The following is a 19,857-nucleotide window of genomic DNA, read 5'->3' as shown; positions in this document are numbered from 1 at the left end:
ATGGAACTTGCCTTTGATATTATTCAATCACACGATCTTCCTATAGATACTCTGCCTACATTTACCTTTAAAAAGGCAGGTGGAACTATTGGCCGTAGTCCGAATGCAGATTGGTACATTGCGGATTCAAAACGTCAGCTATCTAATATTCATGCATCTATTAGCTATGATAAAGAGCAATATTTCATCATGGATAACAGCACCAATGGTACCTATTTTAATGGCCAAGAAGCCTCTTTAAACACTGGTGAATTACATCCTATTTCTCATGGTGATGTGTACGAACTTGGATTTATTAAAATAAGAGCTCGTATTCTTCAAGATCCTACAAATTATGTCTCTCCAGAATCAACCAATAATCGCTCTTTAGACCCACTATCGAACCACGGTACCGATCAAGATCCTTCCGTTTTCGACATGATCCCTGATGATAGCTTTTTAAGTAATACTCCAATTGAAGAACTGTTAAATAGCGATGAGGAGATACTTCTAAAACAAGTCGAAGATAATATTCCCTCTCAAGCTATTATTGATGATGCTTTACTCAAAGAACAATTTATCTCTCCAGTATTCAATGACGATATTGTTAATGAAGATATTGATCTTGAACCACAACCAATAGAATCATTCGTTACAGAAAAAAGCACACAAAAGCAGGCTAGTGAACAACCAAAAACAAAATCAAATACGAGTAACGAAGCTTATTTAGCGGCACTTTCAAAAGGGCTAGGAATTGAATTAACTAATTTAGAGAACCCAGAGCAAACTCTATTTGATATTGGCTCTGCATTACGAAGTTCCGTTAATGGAATTCAACAGTTACTACGAACTCGAACTGAGATTAAAAATAAACTGACAGCAAACGCGACCACAATTCAAGCCCAAGGAAATAATCCGATCAAATTTAGCCATGATGTTAATGATGCATTGAATGTCATCATTCATCATAAACCCGGCTATTTACAAGGTATTGAGGCCATCAATCAGAGTTGTAAAGACATTCAAGCTAACCAGATCGCCATTCATGATGCCTGTCAGCATACGTTAGATTCCTTAATTGAAAAGCTATCGCCACAGACCTTAGTCTACCGCTTTGTTCAAGACGGTATACACAGCAAATTTGGTAAAGCTGATGCTCAATATTGGAAAGCCTATGCAAAGTTACATGAAAAAATAAGCAAAGATAAAGATTGGCGAAACGCATTACTAGAGCAAGATTTCGCAAAGCAATATGAATCCCAGTTACAAATATTATCCGCAGCGTTACGTGTGTAACGATCGGACCATGAGTGATAAAAAGGAAATAACCATCATGAAAAAACTGTTTTCTCTCATAACGCTGCTCTTTATCAGTGCTTGTAGCAGTACTCCTGATCCCACTTATGTGGCTCTGACTCTCAATGCTTCTGCTAATTTAAACCCAGACCATGTTCAGAGGCCCTCGCCACTAGTTGTTAAGATCATTGAAATTTCATCAATTACTAGCTTTGAAAATTCCGAGTTTTTTGACTTATACAACAATGCAAAATCAACTCTTGGCTCTGATTTTATTGCCGAAGAAGAACTTATTTTAAGACCCGGAGATAAAAAAACCATCAAGTTAAAATTGGATACCAAAGGACAATATCTTGCTGTCATTGGGGCTTATCAAAACATTGATTCTGCAGATTGGTATTACATCTACACCGTTGAACAAGAAGAAGCACAAAAAATCGAATTAATCGCAACCGATACCTCGATCGTAAAATTAGAACGAGTTAAGAAAAAAATATCACCAACAAAAAATAACTCACGGATATAGAGAGGCCAATAAATGCAAAAAGTAATATGGAAAGAAGGCATGTTATTGCGCCCTCAACACTTCCAACAAAATGACCGTTATTACCAAAACCAGTTGCAAGTGAGAACTCAACAACAACATAGGTTCAATTGGGGCTTTCATTCATTAAGCTTTGATAGCCACCACCTATCTGTTGGGAAGATTGTTATCAACCAAGCCTCTGGTATTCTTCCTGATGGATCTTTATTTGACATCCAGCATCAAACGAATCCAATCATTTGGGAATCAGACGCGCCAGCAACAAACTTAAATTTATATTTAGCTATTTCACTTTCTACAATAAATAGCCCTGAAACGCGTAATGAAAAAGAAACAGAAATCAACACTCGTTATATATCCTATGATTTAACGATTGCAGATAACAATGCACAAGTTCAAAACTTGCAAACAATAAGTTGTGGGGAATTAGATTTTCATATTATCACTGAAGAAAAAATTGATAATCACTGGGTTAAATTAAAACTGTGTGAAATAAAACAAGTGACTCCGGAAGGTGCGATTCAACTCAATCCTAATTTTGAGGCCAGTTTCATAAATGGCCAGCATTCTTCATTAATACAAAGAGCACTGCGAGAAGTACTCACTTTAATCACTCACAAGGCCGATATACTGGCCGAGCGTATTACTCAATCAGGGCATGCAACGTCCGAAATTGGTGATTTTTTATTATTACAATTATTGAATAAATACGAACCTCAGCTCAATTACTTAAACAAAAGCGCTCATTATCACCCTGAAGAGCTCTTTTTGCTCTTAGCCTCATTACAAGGAGAGCTTTCTGCCTATGATGCTAACCGTCGCAGAGCAAATCTAGAACTTGCCTATAATCACAAGGAGCAAGGAGATGCTTTCGAGAAGATATTATTCCAACTTCGTAAGCAACTTAACCAATCACTGAAGCAAAATGCGTTTGAAATACCACTTCAAAAACGTAATCACGGTGTACTCATTGCTCCAATATCAGATGATTCTTTATTACAAGAAGCGACCTTTATCCTTGCTGCTCGCTCCCACACTGATACAGAAACATTGCGCAAACAACTGCCGCCACAACTAAAAGTCGGACCTGTTGAAAAAATCCGAAATTTAGTAAATTTGCAGTTACCAGGAATAACCTGCCGCTCTCTTTCTGTAGCACCACGACAAGTTCCATTCCATGGTGATTATTGTTATTTCACCTTAGATCTTAATGCAAATGACCGCTCTCAATTAAGCCAATCTGGTGGATTCGCCTTTCATATTGCTGGTGATTTCCCTGAACTCTCTCTCTTTTTCTGGGCAATAAGGAACAGTTAAGATGAACAGCAGAAATATGGATGATCGTACAGTCCTAATCACACAAGAACCCCATCAGATCAATCCGGTATTAACTCAAAATTCGAGTGCGCCTAAGTTTGATCAGTTACAGGAACGTATGGTTTATGCTGCAAGAATCAAGCCAGAAGAATATAACTTTGCAGGAAATAACCCACTAATCAGTGCCGCATCTTCCTTACTTTGTATTACTTGCGATTTAAAAAAAGAGAGCTATCAAGATATTGAGCTTTTAAAACCAAAATTGGTCGAAGAACTAAAATCATTTGAATTCCAAGCGTTAAACTCGGGAGTAGAAAATAACTACGTCGCATTATCTCGTTATCTATTATGTTCATTTATGGATGAAATTATCGTCACTACACCTTGGGGTTCAGAAAGTCACTGGGCCTCACAAAGTATGCTCAGTAGCTTTCATAATGAAACTTATGGCGGAGAAAAATTCTTTCTTTTATTAGAAAAACTCAGCCGTAACCCAGCAAAATATTTAGACTTGTTAGAACTAATGTTCCTTTGTTTAAGTTTAGGGTTTGAGGGGAAGTACCGTGTTTTATCAAGAGGATTAGTCGAACTTGATGCTATTCGTGATTCATTATATCGACAAATACGATCCTTACGAGGTGATGAAAAATCAAGTTTATCTCCCAACTGGGAACCCAAACAGGTTCAATGCCATAAACTCACAAGACAAACCTCATGGATTGGAATTATTTGTGTCGTAACGGTTTCGTTATGTGCCATTTATGGTGGGTTTTATTACGTATTAAATCAACAATCAGAACTTGTAATACATGCCTTCCAACAGATTAAATTATAGGATTTTCATAGATGAAATCATTTTTTAACTCATTGTTAAACACCTTAAAGAAAACATGGTGTTGGAGTCTAATTTTTACTTTATTCATTGCTTTATTGCTTTGTTTATTTGGTAAACATATTGCTATCGCTAATACTCCATTAATTGAAACCACTACAGGTAAGGTTCTTACCGTTTTTATCTGCTTAGTATTATGGGGAGCCTTAAATCTCACTCTTTGGTGGCTGGCCAAACGTGAAGCACAGAAAGAAGAAAATAAAGAAGCATATGAAGCGGCTCAATCAGAATTAGCTTACATACAAGAACATACATCAAAATTAAAAGAAAAATTAGACGCTGCGATTGCCACAATAAAACGGGCTGGGCTCTATGGCAAACTCAGTAATAACGTAAAATATCAACTGCCTTGGTACATGGTTATCGGCCCTAAAAATAGTGGTAAAACGACCCTGTTAGAATGCTCAGGATTAGACTTCCCTTTAAACCAAACAGATGGACATTACACAAGAGACATTCAAAATAGCCAACATTGTGAGTGGTATTTTGCCAACCATGCAGTATTACTTGATGCTGCAGGTCGATTTTTTGATCAACATGAAAATGAATTAGATAAACCAATTTGGGGGCGCTTCTTAAAAGCTTTACACAATAAGCGTCGTCGCCGTCCACTCAACGGGGTTATTTTAACCATTGATATTACCACTCTACAATCACCTGACGAAAACAGTATTGAAGTACAAGCTCGTTATGTAAGAGAGCGATTACAAGAAATAAGGCATGATCTAAATTCTGATATGCCAATTTATTTTTTATTAACCAAAATGGACAAAGTAGAGGGATTTGAACCTTTCTTTTCCTCCCTCTCTCGCGAAGAAATGGACCAGGTCTTTGGCGTCACATTTAATGAAGGTGAAGGACAACAAGCAGAAAAAATAAAACAAGAGTTCGAAAAGCTCATCCTGCGCATAGATTCACAAGTTATGTCTAAGTTACATGATGAGCGTGATGTAATGAAACGTGCCGAATTATTGCAATTTCCAAGACAACTTAGCTTCCTTGCTGAGCGTCTCGCTTTATTTTCTGAATTAGCGTTTACTAAAACGCGTTATCATCAAGCTTCTCATTTACGTGGTTTATACTTAACCTCCGTACCCGCACCAACAGACGCAAAAATGGATTCTACTACGTCAAATATAGGTCAAAATCTTGGGATAAGTTCACGAGTACTACCCACTTATCAACATCAACGTGGATTCTTTATTCGTAAACTATTAAATGACGTTATCTTTCCAAATAGCGAATTAGCAACACTAAACGATAATTATGAGAAAAAAGTAAAACTTAAAAACCTCTCAATTTATGCGGGGTCATTTGTCTTAGTGATTGGTTTAGGGTCATTATGGGCAACAAGCTTTTTAAACAACCATAACAAGCAACAACGCCTACTTGAATTAGCTAATGACTATAACCAACACATTGTGCACCTTTCTCCCTTAGCTCCATCAATAGAACTATTACCTACCCTTGATGCATTACTAAAAGCAGCACAAGTGTACTCAGAAACAGAAGATGCTTTCCCTGAAAATATCGCAGGGTTACAACAAGGTGAACAGCTAAGAGAAACTGCAAATAAGGCTTATCAGCAACAATTGATTGAATTATTACTACCTAAAGTAACGAGTGAACTTGAATACCAAGTGACCAACAATCAAGACAATCGAGAGTTTCTCACCCCCTCATTACGTGCATATTTAATGCTAAACATCCATGAGCACTTAGATGATAATTACTTAAAACAGTGGATGGGATTACACTGGTCCTATTTGTACAGTGGTTCAGCTACTGAACAAAATGCCTTACAAGTTCACTTTTCAAACCTAATGGATATTGGTTTTGAACCCGTTTCTTTAAACGACAATTTAGTGGCGAAATCACGTAAATATCTCAGAGAGGCCGCGACATCATCTTTGGTTTACCAGCAACTAAAACAAGATGCAAAAGAGATGAATTTAAGAGATATTAAAATAAGTGACCATCTTGGACCTAATCAAAATATCTTTAATCATACCAATACTCTAATCCCTGGTTTATACACACAAGAAGGCTACCAACGTGTTTTTCTAAATAAAGGGCTTGATCAAGTTAAACAATTAATTGATGAAAATTGGGTAATAGGATTATCTAGTGATTTAAGTACAAATGAGATAAGAGCATTGTATGCTGAAGTCGAAGACCTTTATTTTCATGATTATATTCGCTATTGGAAAGACGCGGTTGACCAACTGCAAATCAAACCAGTGAAGAATATAGATGAAGCTATTCTTCAAATCGCTAATATGACGGGTTCTAGCCAGCCTGTTTTAAAATTATTAAATTTAATTAGAGAAAACACTACGTTTATAGATCAGGCTCAAGTTGCATCGAATGCTGCCAAAACAGCGAAGAAACTACCTATTAATAGTAAACTTAAAAAAGTAGCATCTCTAGGTTTACATAGTGTAGAGGAACGATCACAAAGTGCACGAAAAGCGGTAAGCAACCAATTTGAACCATTAAACTTACTACTAACAGATAAATCCCAAGCGACAATTCCTCTTGAAGACGCATTAGTTGTTATCAATGAGCTTAGTGGCCGCCTATCAATCGTTAAATTCTCTCCTAATCCTGATCAAGCCGCTTTTAAGATTGCACGCGACCGTATGCAAGGGATACCAAACGAATTAAACGACATTCGAGTAATGGCAGAAACACTCCCTCAACCATTACAGCAATGGTGGAAGCAAATCTCAAATAACGCTTGGGGTATCACTCTAAGTCACTCTCGTGATTACATCCAAATGGTCTACAACGATAAAGTGGTTAATCACTACGATGTCGCCCTATCTGGACGCTATCCATTCAAAAACAGTAATCATGATGTGAATATTGCTGATTTTGATGAATTTTTCCAAAATGGAGGGATTCTTGATTCTTTCTTTGATGTTTATTTAACCTCTTTTGTTAATAAGCAAAAAGGGAAATTTCAACAAAAAACATTACATGGTCACTCGCTTGGGTTGTCTAAATCGTTTTTAAATCAATATCACTATGGGTTAACCATACAAAAAATGTTTTATGGTTCTAAAGGTAAAGAGGCCAACGTTTCTTTCCGTATCGCTCCTTTTGAATTAGACGCTAGCGCACTCCAATCTACATTCTATTACGGGAAAAATAAGTTTGCGTATCGTCACGGGCCTATTCAGAAAAAAAGGTTTACTTGGCCTATAACGAATCAACGTCAATATGTCAGTTTTGTTCTTCAAGATTTAAGTGGAACAAAAGTTGTTAATCAACAAAACTCAGGTCCTTGGGCATTTTTTAGGGTATTAGATAAATTCAGTGTAAATAAATACCGAGGCAATGATGTCATTAAACTTGATTTAGAAAATAAAGGCATGAAAGCAAAGTACTTAATTTACAGCGATCGTACTCCAAATCCGTTTAATCGTAAGATATTAACTAACTTCTATCTGCCAAAAAGGATTAATGGATGAGTCAGCAATTTCAAACTGCCCATTTTTCCGAAGAAGGTAAAGTAAGAGACAAAAATGAAGATGCTATTTTGTCTTTTACTGAACAAGGACTTTGGATCGTTGCTGATGGTATGGGAGGATATGAATATGGTGAAATCGCCAGTAATATGATCACCGATGCTTTTCAATCTGAACGTCTATACGGCACAATAGAACAAAAGATTGAAAAAGCAAAACGAATGTTATGCAAAGTAAATCATCATTTAAGTCAAGAAAAAACGCTTTCACACAGTGCGGTTATTGGTAGTACTGTGTGTATGCTTATTGCTCATAATGGACATATTGCTTGCATCTGGGCTGGAGATTCACGTTGCTATCTATTTAGACATAATAAGCTTTATCAAATATCAAAAGATCATACTCTCGAACAAAATGGTAGAGAAGCATTAACGCAAGCTATCGGGATGGGAAATGATTTAGCCATTGAACATTGTATCGTCCCCTTACAGCACCAAGATACATTTCTACTTTCTAGTGATGGTGTACATAAATACCTAGGTACGGCGATGATAGAAGCTTGCATGGCCTTACCTAGTGCATTAAAGGGATGCTACCACTTAAAAGAGCAAGTGTTACTCACTGAAGCAAATGATAATTTATCTGCAATTATGATTAAGGCACATCGATGACTGAACTTAATATCGACCAATTTATTTCGGATGATTCTGAGTTAGAGCAAGAGGGCTCTCTTACTAAAAAAAAGACAATAAAGCCAATCCCTAAAGTCATTAATGGTCGATATAAAATCAAACGCGTTCTTGGTGTTGGAGGTATGGGGATCGTTTATCAAGTAGATGACTTATTACTTAAGAGCATTGGTCTTGATCACTACGAATTCGCTATAAAAGTATTGAATAGTGAATCAGCAGAATATCATGATGCCGATTTACTATTAGTAAATGAGTACTTACAAGCCAGTCAACTGCAACATCCAAATATTGTTCCAATACAACACTTATCTTTATGTGAAGAGTCACAACGTGGGTTTCTTGTCATGCCCATGGTAAAAGGAGAATTACTGTCTTTATTACTTGATTCTCCTTTCGAGGATATTCCTGACGACGCACGATTAAAATACGCTTTTATTTTAATCAACTGTTTGATTCATTGCCATAAACGAGGGGTTATACATGGCGATTTAAAACCAGGGAATATACTTATTTCAGACAATAACGAATTGCATCTTTTTGATTTTAGTATTAGTAGAAACATTAACCCCGACAATAATAATTTTGCCATTAACTTCAACCAAGTCCATGCGTGGACTGGTGATTATGCAGCACCGGAGGTACTTCAAGGTAATGCTCCAACCGTAAAAAGCGATCTTTATTCGCTTTCTATCTTACTTTACAAGCTTTTACTTAAAACCCATCCTTATCAACAAAAAGAAGCGACTCTAGAAGCAAGGACAAAAGAACAAAAGAAACTACATCAATTACTTCTTCAGGCTATGAAGCCAGTACCTGCAGAACGAAATCTTAATTTCAAAGCTCTAATATCCGTATTCAAGGAAATAAAGATCGAACAAGCAATAGAAAGCAAAAAGCCATTATTACAAAAAATGACGTCTGTATTTTATCGAAAATAAAATCAATATTTACGACATTTATTCTATGCAATTTCCCCCATCTCTTCAGAAGAAAAACAAGAAATTTTATTTCTACCTAATGCTTTAGATTCATATAGAGCAAGATCTGCACGCTTGTAACTTGATTCACTGCTAGTGCAAATATCAGTAAATCCACCACTAATGGTAATTTTCACACCATCATATAAATGCACTGCCACTCTAAAACGATTCAAAATTACATCCGCTTCTTTTAACGTAGTGTTAGGTAAGATAATAGCGAACTCTTCTCCACCTATACGAGCAACAAAATCAAACTCTCTACTTTCCGAATTTAAAATATGCCCCACTTGTGTGATTACTTTATCGCCGACATCATGACCATACTTATCATTCACTCGTTTGAAGTAATCAATATCGACAATAGCTAAGCAAGATGTACTTACTTCTTCATTTAGTTGCTCTTGATTAACAATTGCTGAAAATTCACTTTCAAATTTACGACGATTCCAACACTGAGTCAGAGCGTCTTTTTCACTTAAGTCTCTGAGCCTGTTTTCCAGTTCTTTACGTGCGGTAATATCAACGAAAGATGCAATGAAATATTCCATTTTACCATCGTAGTTACAAATCGCTTGAATACGTAAAATCTCAGTTAATAACGTACCATCTTTTCTTTTATTCGTAATTTCGCCTTCCCACAAACCTTTCGATTGAATCGTTTTCCACATTAACGAATAGAAACTTTTTTTATGTAATCCAGATTGAAACATTGAGGGTAAACGGCCTAATACCTCGTTTTCTTTCCACCCACTTAGTCGAGTGAACTCATCATTTACTTTTATTATGCGGTTGTTGCTGTCTGTAATAACAATAGCTGACATTCCATTAAGGGCAGCTAAGGCTAACTGACTTTCAAGGCTCGTTGTTCTGTGTTTTGCAATATACCGGGCAATTAGCACGGATATAAAAATGATAACTATCATTACCATAATCGATTCGTAGATAATAAACGTCAATTTATGGTCTAAATTAGCTACTTTTACAGAATTAGGACGACTCAATATTAAAGAAAAAGAACGACTAGCAGATACACCATCAAACGTAATGTCTGAAAATGTATAAAAGTTTTTCTCATCTGAAAATATACTTGAATCATTAGACTTTATCTTTTTCCATAATTCTGGATTTTCAAGTGAAATATTATATTTTTCACGTTCAGAAATAAGGTGCCCTAAGGTTTTATTCCTATTTTTTGACGCTAAGTAATAACCATCTTGATTAACAACTTCAACGTTACCTTTTCCCTCTAAAGAACTTTCAAGTTGAGTAATAATTTCATAAATACTCACATTAAAGAATAAATACCCTTCACGTAACCCACCCATTTCAACTGGAGTATAAATCCGCAATGATGGACTAGTAGGTATAACAACTTGACCTTGTTCAACGTCTAAATCAATATCAAAAAGAACAAGGTCATCAGCCTGCATTTTTTGGACAGAGGCAAAGTAATCTCTCAGGGATTTATCTTGAGATCGGTGGTCGGTGCTAATTCTAATTTGATTATCATCATCATCCATACGAAATATTTCTTTGCCATCAATATCAATAAATCGAATTTGAGAAATATAAGCATAATTCGTAACGGTTAGTAACCACAGTGACTCTAATAGCGCTCGGTTTTTTTCAGAAGGATCTTGAATAAATCGTAATAACATTCTGTTATCAGATAATAATCTTAACGATGTACCTAACTCAGAAGCAATTGAATAAATTTCTTTTTTACTAAAATTTAGCTGGTGTTTGGCGACATTCTGCCTTTGGAATACTATTGTATTTAATTCAGTTTGATATAAGCTCCAAAAATAAAATATCGGAGTTATACCGATCAAAAAGATAGTAACAATAAAGTATTTTATTTGTTTATAGATCATACAACCATTCAGAATTCCAATTTTTACTTTTGTATGGTATCAAATTAATATGTATTAATAAGTGACCTCAGTCTAATAGTTAGTGTAAATACACGAATTATCGGTAACAACTCATTGAAAATATTAATATAAAAACCAAATGCATATATTTAACAATACCTAAATCAACAGAAAATAGAATTGCCTTTTATATTACTGGAACTACAAATCGTAATGTAAACTGATTACACTATAAATTCATCATGCGCTTCATCTATAGTGACAACACTATAATAAATGTATTTCACATCAATCATTAAAGCTAAATGTTTTATTAATTTTTTCTTTAAAAAAACATCAAAACACTGACGTTTAGAATAACGATAACCTGCACCTACGTCTACTAAGGTATTTTTAGTGTCTATAAGATTCGTTCCAAAACAACTCATAAGTAAAACTTGCTCACGATAGGTGGCCATTTTGTCATATTCATAATTGCATTTCCAAAAACAAAAAAGGCCTCTGACATATCGTATTTTAATTCATAAGCGGTCTTATTTTATTCGCTCCATCATCACTTTCATTCCTTTTGTATAATACATGGAGAATAGTGCAGCATGGTGCCAAAATTGTTCTTCGTACTTTAAAGTAATAACTGAATTAACCGACATTGCTCCTTCATTCGTTTGCGTATAAAAAACCAGCTAGCGTAAGAGCAGATAATAAAGATACAACAACGGATTGTTTGAGTATGCGTTTCCTTAAAAATAGTAAAGAAGCCACATTTATAATTAATTATGACCCCTGTTATAGAACAGTCATGCCAACACATTACATTTAAGACACATAAAAATCACAACACTTACTAAAAATGAACCAAGATGCTTATTTATTGATCGCTTGGTGTGTTTTTTATTATTTTCACTTGCAATCTAAATGAGCATGTTCAATAATCCATCTCGTTCTCAGGAACAACAGAATCTATGGAGGCCCTGGTCCTCCCGCAACACTAATTCGTGAACTCGGTCAGATCCGGAAGGAAGCAGCCGCAGCGAGTGACGTGTGTGCCGGGATGTGGCTGGGGCTTCCACCTATTTAAAACGCCGCTTTTATTAGCGGCGTTTTACTATCTGAAGCTTTTAAAGTCCAACCTCTCGTTTTATCTCTCATCCTTGATTAATCCTATAAATCTACACTTTACTGTAAGCCATTCTAAATCTAGTATATGTACTCTTATCTAAGATACCTATTCATGAAGCAAGAAGGTTTTACTCTATTGAACTGTTCATTGTCATTGTTATTCTCGGTATTTTATCGGTAACAGCAGCCAGTAAGTCTCTTAACCTGCAAAGTGATGCTCGTATTTCAGCGCTTCAAGGTCTAAAAAGGAGAGATGCAGGTGCAGCAAATCAACTTCATCCTAAAACCATTCTTGCTGGTATAGATACTCAAGTGAGCATTGCTATCACCATTGAAGGTGATAACATTCACATTGTTTATGGTTACCCAAAAGCCAATGCCGCTAACGCGTGGAATCACTTAATGACTCAAACCTTCATTGAGTCGCAATTTAACGATACAACGCCATCTGACCGGTATTTTCATAATGATACTGGTAAACCTTTTATTACATTTATGCATAAAAGCAAAAAATACAGTCAAGACAATTGCCACATCAAATATAACGTAGTAATAAACGTGAATAGGCCACCTATCTTTGAATTTATCAGTACAAGCTGTTAATCGCATGCCCGCACAATAAATAGACAATATTGATACAAAAATAAATGTAATTACTCATATTAAAATAAGGTTTATTGAGACCTGCCCTGTAATTTATAAATGGGTCCTAGCACATATTTATTTCTATTCTAATCTTAATTTACACCAATTAAAAAGTTGATTGGTGTTTTGAATTACCTTTAAGGATATGAAATGGAACATTCAAAGTTAAAAAGAAAACATAATTATAAATTTACCCTCTCTACCTTAACTCTTTCTTGTTTAATGGCATTTAATGCTCAAGCGGCTGTAGATTGCACACCTCTTGATACATGGGATTCGAGTAAAGTTTACAACGGTGGAGAAGAAGTTAAAAAAGGCACTAACGCTTACAAAGCTAAATATTGGACTCAAAATAATGACCCAGCGACAGCTGGCGAATGGGGTGCATGGCAAGATTTAGGCGCTTGTTCTGGTGAAGCAGTAAACGTTGCACCAATCGTTGATTTAACCTCCCCTAGTTCTACTGACAATATCGTAACTGGTGATGTCGTTACGTTAACCGCTTCCGCATCTGACAGTGATGGTTCAGTATCTCGCGTTGATTTTTCTGTTGATGGCTCTGTAATTGCTTCATCAACTAACTCCCCTTATAGTGCTGCTTGGACTGCTCTTGAAGGATCTCATACCTTCAGTGCTCAATCTTATGATGATAAAGGTGCAGTCAGCACGACAAGCTCTGTTGTGGTAGCAGTAACAGGGACTCCAACTGACAATATTGCACCAACAGCAAGTTTAAGCTTATCTGCATCAAGTGTAGAACTTGGTGCAACAGTAACACTAACGGCTAACGCAACAGATTCTGACGGCACAATCGATAAAGTTGATTTCTATATCAACAACGCTCTTGTTGGTACTGCCGCTACTGCACCTTACACACTACAATATAAAACAACTGCCGCAGGTTCACTGTCTGTTTATGCAAAAGCAACTGATAACTTAGGGGCTTCTACTAATTCAGCCTCATCTACGTTAACTGTAACTAGCTCTCTTCCTATTGCGGATAATTGCCGCCCTGATGGTTTATACCAAACAGAAGGTATTACCGTTCCTTACTGTACTACTTATGACAAAGAAGGTCGTGAGTTAATGGGAGCTGACCACCCTCGTCGTGTTATTGGTTACTTCACAAGCTGGCGAGATGGTGGCGATGAACAAAACAGCTACCTAGTTAAAGATATCCCTTGGGAGCAATTAACTCACATCAATTATGCATTTGTGAGTATTGGTTCTGATGGCAAGGTTAATGTTGGTGATGTTACCGATCCAAATAATGCGGCAACAGGTAAAGAGTGGGCAGGAGTTGAAATTGACCCTACACTTGGCTTTAAAGGCCACTTTGGTGCATTAGCAACGGCGAAAGAAAAACACGGCGTTAAAACACTTATCTCTATTGGTGGTTGGGCTGAAACTGGTGGTCATTTTGGTGCTGACGGTAATCGTGTTGCTGATGGTGGCTTCTATAGCATGACAACCAATGCTGATGGCAGCATCAACCACGCAGGTATTGAGAAATTTGCAGCCTCTGCTGTTGAAATGATGCTTAAATACAAATTTGATGGCTTAGATATTGATTACGAATACCCTACTTCTATGGCTGGTGCTGGCAATCCAGACGATAAAGCATTCATGGAACCTCGTCGTCAATATTTATGGGCATCGTACCAAATATTGATGAAAACACTTCGTGAAAAACTGGATGCTGTTTCAGCCCAAGATGGACAACATTATATGCTGACCATTGCTGCACCATCTTCAGGTTATTTATTGCGTGGTATGGAAACCTTTGATGTTACTCAATACTTAGATTACGTAAATATCATGTCTTATGACTTACACGGTGCTTGGAATGACCATGTTGGCCATAATGCGGCATTGTATGATACAGGTAAAGATTCAGAATTAGCTCAGTGGAACGTTTATGATACTGAAGCTTATGGTGGTATTGGTTACTTAAATACTGACTGGGCTTATCACTACTTCCGCGGTTCAATGCCTGCAGGTCGTATCAATATTGGTGTTCCTTATTATACTCGTGGTTGGCAAGGCGTGACTGGCGGTGAGAATGGTTTATGGGGTCGAGCTCCATTACCAGATCAAGCTCAATGTGATGCGGGTACTGGTGAGGGTGAGAAAAACAATTGTGGTTACGGTGCGTTAGGTATCGATAACATGTGGCACGATAAGAACTCATACGGTCAAGAAATGGGCGCAGGTTCTAACCCTATGTGGCATGCTAAAAACCTTCAAGAAGGCATCTTTGGTTCCTACGCAAATATCTATGGCTTAGACCCTGCGAATGATCCAGCAGACCAACTAGTAGGTACTTACACTCGTCATTACGATAATGTCGCTGTAGCCCCATGGTTATGGAATGCAGAGAAAAAAGTATTCCTATCTACCGAAGATAAAGACTCTATTAACGTAAAAGCTGACTATGTTATTGACCAAGAAATCGGTGGTATCATGTTCTGGGAACTCGCGGGCGATTACAGCTGTTATGTTCTAGATGCTAATGGTAACCGAACGTCTGTTGATGCAACAGAAGCGGCTTGTCAAACGGGTAATGGTGAGTACCACATGGGTAACACCATGACAAAAGCAATTTATGAGAAATTTAAATCTGCAACGCCATATGGTAATACGGTAGCTACTGGAGCAATTCCATCCGAAACCGTTGATATTGCGGTAAGTGTCGGTGGATTTAAAGTAGGCGATAAAAACTACCCAATCAATCCAAAAATCAACTTTACCAACAATACTGGACAAGATATTCCTGGAGGAACTGAGTTCCAATTCGATATTCCAGTCTCGGCACCTGATAATGCAAAAGATCAATCAGGTGGTGGTTTACAGGTAATTGCTTCTGGTCATACTCGTGCAGATAACATCGGTGGCTTCGATGGCACCATGCACCGTGTTGCCTTTACGCTACCCGCTTGGAAAGCTCTGCCTGCGGGCGGCGTGTATGAATTAGATATGGTTTATTACCTACCTATTTCCGGTCCTGCAAACTATACAGTGACAATCAATAATGTTGATTATGCCTTTAAGTTTGAGCAACCAGATCTACCATTGGCTGACCTCTCTACTGGTGGAAATCCAGGTGATGGTGATAGTGGAGGAACACCTGATGCGGGCTGTGATGCAACAGGCTTAGTGACTTATCCAGATCTTCCACAAAAAGATTGGGCAGGTAATCCAAGCCATGCAAACACGGGTGACAAAGTGATCAACAACAATGTGATCTACCAAGCGAATTGGTGGACAGCGGCTGCTCCTGGCAGTGATGGAAGCTGGACAAAGGTGTGTAACCTTTAATTCCGTTAAGCGTTAAGTAATAGAAACTAAAAGAGCAGCCATAATACGCTGCTCTTTTTTAGTTATACCAATGAATTCACCGAGTATTTAATACAAAGGTCATGAATAGAAAGTGGTTTATCAAAATAATAGCCTTGAACCAAATCGCATTTATATTCAATTAACTTATTCAACTGTTCTTTTGTTTCAACGCCTTCAGCAACCACTTTCATATGGCACGATGCGCCGATTGCAATGATCGCTTTGACTAAGGTTTCACTTTGTTGATTGATAAACAAACTATTAATAAAACTGCGGTCAATTTTTATCTCAGTGATCGGTAATATATTTAAGTAACTTAAAGATGAATAACCCGTGCCAAAATCATCTAATGAGATCCCAAACCCAAGCTGTTGTAATTGTGTAAGTATTGGGGATACTTCCTCTAAATCACTGATGAGAATATTCTCTGTTATCTCTAAAGTAACTCTGGAGATATCAATGCCGGTGGTATCGACAATCGCTGTTACTCTTTGAATAAAATCAGGCTGAATAAGTTGTTTAGGTGACAGATTCACAGAGACCATCACAGCACCGAGTCCATTAGCCATCAGTGTTAAAATGTCTTCACAGGCTCGTTGTAATACAAAATCACCTATCGCATCAATGCCACCAATCTCTTCAGCAACCGCTATAAAATCGACAGGAGAGACAAAGCCTAACGTTTTATTATGCCAACGAGATAATGCTTCTACCCCATATAGTTCACCCGTCTCAATATCAATTTGAGGCTGATACATAACCGATATTTCATTATTACTGAGTGCCGTGCGAAGCTCTTCTTCTAGACTAAACTCATAATTTACTTGTGCATCAATCGTATGATCAAAAAACAAAGCCGAACCCTTTCGCTTAGCTTTTGACTTATATAGCACAATATCAGCTTTAGAAATCAAATCGAGTGAGGTATCTGCGTCACTTGGGTACATGGCGACACCGATACTGCAACTGGTGTTAATCGATTTCCCATTAATAGCAAAGCTTTCTTTAAATACAGATTGTATTGTCTTTACTTTTTGCTCCGCTTCTTCTTTTGAGTTAAGCGATGGAATACAAAAAACAAATTCATCGCCACCAAATCGCGAGACTATTTCATCGTTATAAAGTAATTCATCAAATTTATGACTAATCGACTTTAATAAAAGATCCCCAACTTCGTGGCCAAAACGGTCATTTATTTTTTTAAAGTCATCCAAATCAACAAACATTACCGCTAAATATTGCTTTGCTTCTTTGGCTTGTTGGATAGCTTGCTCTATTTTTGATTCTAATAAAACACGATTAGGCAACTGCGTTAATTCATCATGCAGCGCCATGTATTGCATCTTATTTTTTGTTTTTTCTAATAGGGTAAAATCACTTTTAATTCGTCGTTTAAACTGATTAAAACGCATTCCTATGTATTTACTCACGCCCAAAGATAGCATGGTAAGAACAAGAGCTAAGCTTAAGGTAAGTAACAGTATTTTTGTTAACTCCATCTTATTCTGCTTTAGTAACAGCGCCTCTTTTTTTTCTAAAAGTAGTTTGTTTTCATCGGTATAAACTCCAGCACCAAGAACCCAACCCCATTCATGATATTCTTTAATAAAGCTGAGTTTTTCTGCTTGTTCTGATGTCCCCGGTTTAAATGCACTGATATATTGCATAAAACCACCACCACGATTAGCTAAGGCAAGTATACGTTGAGTAAGTGGCCCTTGATTAGGTGATTCCTTCGTGTATTTATTAGGCGCAATTTTCAATTTATTGTAATGGGCTAATGTATTGCCATATTGATCAAGTAAAAAGATATAACCATGATCACCAAAGCGGACTTCTGAAATCCAAGCTAACAGTTTTTGTTTAATATCTTCTTCAATATTAACGATGTATTCACCGGTACCAATATAGAAATCTAATGGTTTAAACCATTTTGCATAACCAATTTTTTCAAATTCGACGTTTTTTACATCGGGTTTTGGATACCACCAACGACTAAATCCTTCGCCTTTATCTTTCATCATTTTTATATAATTTTTAACTGGGTAGGCTCCGCGAACGTCTTTAGTTTGCAACAAGTTCTCCCCTTCTAAATGGGGAAAAATAGGATGCATTAAATTAATTCCATCCATACCATAAATAAAGAAGTAGCCGCGACCATCATTAAAGCGAGATTGCCTTAATGCATCAGAAATTAAAGCAATAATTTCACTTTTAGGTTTGTTTTTATTTTTTTGGTAGATAAAGCTTAACGTAGAATAGGCATCATCAACCCGCAATTTAATGGAACGCTTTAAGGTTTCTTCCGTTAAATTTTGTTGATAACTGATCTGTTGAAGAATGGTATCAACTTGATGTTCAATCTGATCTTTTTCTTTCTCTATCGACTCACTGTGTAGAGAAGTAATTAACGTTTCAACCTTTGTTTTATTTTCATGAATAACCACCGCATTCAAGATAAAAGTAAAAATACCGATCAAGACTACTGGCATAAGGGAGATCAAGGTTAATAATTTTTTATCAGATCTACGTGGCATACTCTCATTCACAACTATAAAACAAACATCTAATAGTAAATAAATTTACACTCAAATAACATCTTTATTACTGTTAATAATATAAATAGCCATGATAGCCGTGAGCTCTGCCAAAAATACATCGCCTATTCACTGAAACAAAAAAGAAAAAGTACTGAAAGAACGCATTATTTAAGATGAGAAATTGCTTTGATTATGAGAAGTAAAGCATAAAACAATAATTTCCTTTGGAATCCTCTCCCCTTCCGTACTAAATTATTACTCTTATTTATCACCATTTATTCATGCATTCTTCTGAGGTATTAAATGAAACGATTTACGATACTTACACTATCTTCAATTTTACTATTCACAGCAGGATGCTCTCAGCAAACAGAACAAACTCCAACACTCTCTTCTGATAATACCAATCCACTGTGCAATGTTGACAATGGAATGGCAGGAGGTTGGGTAACCTCTTCTGTCACGCCTGACGTTAAAGCCGCATTAGATCACGTACTAAGTATGATGAATACGTCAGCAAAACTGAAACAAATCCTAGATGTAAAAACTCAAATGGTTAACGGCATTAATTACGCAATTGATTTTGAATTAGATGATGGTCAAATCTGGAATACTAAAGTGTTCAGAAGCTTAAAAGGTAAATTTAAAATGACTCAACCAGCCCAACATGGCAGCTTCAGTCAAGACTGTCAGTAATACCATTATATTTACGAGGATTTTTTATGTTTAAGAAAACAATCATTGCTTTTGGCCTACTTCTTTCTCTTGCTGCTTGCAGCTCAACGGAACCTAAAGAACCAGCAAAGGTTGACATGGCAAACCCTGCTGCAGAATTTTGTGCAGAGCGTGGTACCTACGACCTAGACTCAGGTAACTGCACATTAAATAATGGTGATGTTATTAATGCGTGGGAATACTACCGAAGCCAAAAACATACCATGACAAAGCCTGTCGGAAAACCGAATCCAGCAGCGGCCTATTGTATTGAACAAGAAGGTGCTTACAACTTAGATAGTAGTGACTGTACATTAAAGACAGGTGAAGTAGTTAATGCATGGGATTTCTACCGTAGCAGTCAAAAATAACATTCGTATAGAATCTGCATTACATTATCTATAACTGTTATCAATATATTAAGGCTGTTTTTCGGCCTTTTTTGTTACCTTT

General features: G+C 36.8%; 14 protein-coding genes and 1 other RNA gene. 12 read left to right on the top strand and 3 right to left on the bottom strand.

The genetic code is table 11. The annotated features are described in order from the left end of the window. From tagH to A6E03_RS12465, 7 genes are read left to right on the top strand one after another with little or no spacing between them, the layout of a single operon-like run. The gene (gene tagH, locus A6E03_RS12495; RefSeq protein ID WP_065600969.1) at positions 1-1,275 is read left to right on the top strand and encodes a type VI secretion system-associated FHA domain protein TagH; all 1,275 of its coding nucleotides are present in this window, start codon (positions 1-3) and stop codon (positions 1,273-1,275) included. 37 nt (positions 1,276-1,312) lie between these two features. Continuing rightward, on the top strand, positions 1,313-1,801 hold the full coding sequence (tssJ, locus tag A6E03_RS12490) for a type VI secretion system lipoprotein TssJ (RefSeq protein ID WP_065600968.1): 489 nt from the start codon (positions 1,313-1,315) through the stop codon (positions 1,799-1,801). A gap of 12 nt (positions 1,802-1,813) precedes the next feature. Beyond that, entirely contained in the window at positions 1,814-3,136 is a 1,323-nt protein-coding gene (tssK, locus tag A6E03_RS12485) for a type VI secretion system baseplate subunit TssK (protein WP_065600967.1), read from the top strand. A 1-nt stretch (position 3,137) separates the two neighbouring features. Further along, positions 3,138-3,971, top strand: coding sequence for a type IVB secretion system protein IcmH/DotU (gene icmH, locus A6E03_RS12480; protein ID WP_065591608.1), 834 nt, complete (start codon positions 3,138-3,140; stop codon positions 3,969-3,971). Between the two features lie 11 nt (positions 3,972-3,982). Beyond that, positions 3,983-7,504, top strand: a complete 3,522-nt coding sequence (tssM, locus tag A6E03_RS12475; protein ID WP_065600966.1) for a type VI secretion system membrane subunit TssM — start codon at positions 3,983-3,985, stop codon at positions 7,502-7,504. After that, positions 7,501-8,172 carry a PP2C family serine/threonine-protein phosphatase gene (locus A6E03_RS12470; protein ID WP_065591606.1) on the top strand — a complete coding sequence of 224 codons (672 nt, stop codon included), beginning with the start codon at positions 7,501-7,503 and terminating at the stop codon, positions 8,170-8,172. Before tssM ends, A6E03_RS12470 begins: the two co-directional genes overlap by 4 nt. Then, on the top strand, positions 8,169-9,131 hold the full coding sequence (locus A6E03_RS12465) for a protein kinase (protein ID WP_065600965.1): 963 nt from the start codon (positions 8,169-8,171) through the stop codon (positions 9,129-9,131). Before A6E03_RS12470 ends, A6E03_RS12465 begins: the two co-directional genes overlap by 4 nt. Before the next feature lie 23 nt (positions 9,132-9,154). Here A6E03_RS12465 and A6E03_RS12460 read toward each other — a convergent pair whose 3' ends face one another. Both A6E03_RS12460 and A6E03_RS20485 read right to left on the bottom strand, forming a co-directional pair. After that, positions 9,155-11,047, bottom strand: a complete 1,893-nt coding sequence (locus A6E03_RS12460) for a diguanylate cyclase (RefSeq protein WP_065600964.1) — start codon at positions 11,045-11,047, stop codon at positions 9,155-9,157. A 224-nt stretch (positions 11,048-11,271) separates the two neighbouring features. After that, complete coding sequence (locus A6E03_RS20485) at positions 11,272-11,505, bottom strand: hypothetical protein (RefSeq protein WP_065600963.1); 234 nt, start codon at positions 11,503-11,505, stop codon at positions 11,272-11,274. 511 nt (positions 11,506-12,016) lie between these two features. Here A6E03_RS20485 and ffs point away from each other — a divergent pair. From ffs to A6E03_RS12440, 3 genes are all read left to right on the top strand, one after another. Then, positions 12,017-12,113, top strand: an RNA gene (ffs, locus tag A6E03_RS12450) — signal recognition particle sRNA small type. Between the two features lie 365 nt (positions 12,114-12,478). Continuing rightward, positions 12,479-12,769 carry a hypothetical protein gene (locus tag A6E03_RS20475; protein WP_255310635.1) on the top strand — a complete coding sequence of 97 codons (291 nt, stop codon included), beginning with the start codon at positions 12,479-12,481 and terminating at the stop codon, positions 12,767-12,769. A 192-nt stretch (positions 12,770-12,961) separates the two neighbouring features. Then, on the top strand, positions 12,962-16,129 hold the full coding sequence (locus A6E03_RS12440; protein WP_065591589.1) for a glycosyl hydrolase family 18 protein: 3,168 nt from the start codon (positions 12,962-12,964) through the stop codon (positions 16,127-16,129). A 62-nt stretch (positions 16,130-16,191) separates the two neighbouring features. On the opposite strand, the gene A6E03_RS12435 is transcribed toward A6E03_RS12440, so the two are convergent. Then, entirely contained in the window at positions 16,192-18,687 is a 2,496-nt protein-coding gene (locus A6E03_RS12435) for a cache domain-containing protein (RefSeq protein WP_141676873.1), read from the bottom strand. A 306-nt stretch (positions 18,688-18,993) separates the two neighbouring features. Here A6E03_RS12435 and A6E03_RS12430 point away from each other — a divergent pair, with 306 nt between their 5' ends. Together A6E03_RS12430 and A6E03_RS12425 are read left to right on the top strand one after the other, a co-directional pair. Next, positions 18,994-19,386, top strand: a complete 393-nt coding sequence (locus tag A6E03_RS12430) for a cystatin domain-containing protein (protein ID WP_065591588.1) — start codon at positions 18,994-18,996, stop codon at positions 19,384-19,386. 26 nt (positions 19,387-19,412) lie between these two features. After that, on the top strand, positions 19,413-19,775 hold the full coding sequence (locus tag A6E03_RS12425; RefSeq protein ID WP_065591587.1) for a DUF333 domain-containing protein: 363 nt from the start codon (positions 19,413-19,415) through the stop codon (positions 19,773-19,775). Positions 19,776-19,857 lie beyond the last annotated feature (82 nt).

It is taken from the genome of Aliivibrio sp. 1S128 (assembly GCF_001691065.1).
In the GTDB taxonomy this organism is placed as follows: domain Bacteria; phylum Pseudomonadota; class Gammaproteobacteria; order Enterobacterales; family Vibrionaceae; genus Aliivibrio.
The sequence above is the reverse complement of the archived record's forward strand: the minus strand, read 5'-3'. Positions and strand labels throughout refer to the sequence as shown.

Excerpts from the sequence above, each read along its gene's own strand:
- tagH (WP_065600969.1), top strand. The coding sequence starts at position 1 with ATGGAACTTGCCTTTGATATTATTCAATCACACGATCTTCCTATAGAT.
- tssJ (WP_065600968.1), top strand. The coding sequence starts at position 1,313 with ATGAAAAAACTGTTTTCTCTCATAACGCTGCTCTTTATCAGTGCTTGT.
- tssK (WP_065600967.1), top strand. The coding sequence starts at position 1,814 with ATGCAAAAAGTAATATGGAAAGAAGGCATGTTATTGCGCCCTCAACAC.
- icmH (WP_065591608.1), top strand. The coding sequence starts at position 3,138 with ATGAACAGCAGAAATATGGATGATCGTACAGTCCTAATCACACAAGAA.
- tssM (WP_065600966.1), top strand. The coding sequence starts at position 3,983 with ATGAAATCATTTTTTAACTCATTGTTAAACACCTTAAAGAAAACATGG.
- A6E03_RS12470 (WP_065591606.1), top strand. The coding sequence starts at position 7,501 with ATGAGTCAGCAATTTCAAACTGCCCATTTTTCCGAAGAAGGTAAAGTA.
- A6E03_RS12465 (WP_065600965.1), top strand. The coding sequence starts at position 8,169 with ATGACTGAACTTAATATCGACCAATTTATTTCGGATGATTCTGAGTTA.
- A6E03_RS12460 (WP_065600964.1), bottom strand. The coding sequence starts at position 11,047 with ATGATCTATAAACAAATAAAATACTTTATTGTTACTATCTTTTTGATC.
- A6E03_RS20485 (WP_065600963.1), bottom strand. The coding sequence starts at position 11,505 with ATGGCCACCTATCGTGAGCAAGTTTTACTTATGAGTTGTTTTGGAACG.
- A6E03_RS12440 (WP_065591589.1), top strand. The coding sequence starts at position 12,962 with ATGGAACATTCAAAGTTAAAAAGAAAACATAATTATAAATTTACCCTC.
- A6E03_RS12435 (WP_141676873.1), bottom strand. The coding sequence starts at position 18,687 with ATGCCACGTAGATCTGATAAAAAATTATTAACCTTGATCTCCCTTATG.
- A6E03_RS12430 (WP_065591588.1), top strand. The coding sequence starts at position 18,994 with ATGAAACGATTTACGATACTTACACTATCTTCAATTTTACTATTCACA.
- A6E03_RS12425 (WP_065591587.1), top strand. The coding sequence starts at position 19,413 with ATGTTTAAGAAAACAATCATTGCTTTTGGCCTACTTCTTTCTCTTGCT.